This window comes from Vibrio sp. D173a, from assembly GCF_030248475.1.
The window spans coordinates 1-349 of sequence record NZ_JAHGAH010001063.1 but is presented as its reverse complement, the minus strand read 5'-3'; the positions used below and the strand labels follow the sequence as shown (position 1 = coordinate 349).

The following is a 349-nucleotide window of genomic DNA, read 5'->3' as shown; positions in this document are numbered from 1 at the left end:
ATTCGAACTAATTAACCTTCCGGGCCTTTAATTTGTATCTATTCGATAGCCTCAAAGACGTTGCCCAAGAATACCTAACAGAGCCTCAAATTGAGGCTCTGCGTCAATCTTATGTGGTAGCGAGAGATGCCCATGAAGGGCAAACCCGCTCAAGCGGTGAACCATACATTATCCACCCTGTTGCTGTTTCAAGAATCCTGGCCGAAATGCGCCTTGATATCGAAACCCTCCAAGCAGCCCTACTCCACGATGTAATTGAAGATACTGAAGTTACAAAAGAAGAGTTAGAAGCGCAGTTTGGTAACACAGTGGCGGAGCTTGTTGATGGTGTTTCTAAGCTGGATAAGCT

At 45.6% G+C, this 349-nt stretch carries 1 protein-coding gene; it reads left to right on the top strand.

Annotation, left to right across the window (positions count from 1 at the left end; translation table 11 throughout):
* Window positions 1–32: 32 nt before the first annotated feature.
* Window positions 33–349, top strand: a 317-nt coding sequence (locus KIV40_RS31300) for an HD domain-containing protein (protein WP_285353197.1), incomplete at its 3' end; no start/stop codon positions are given.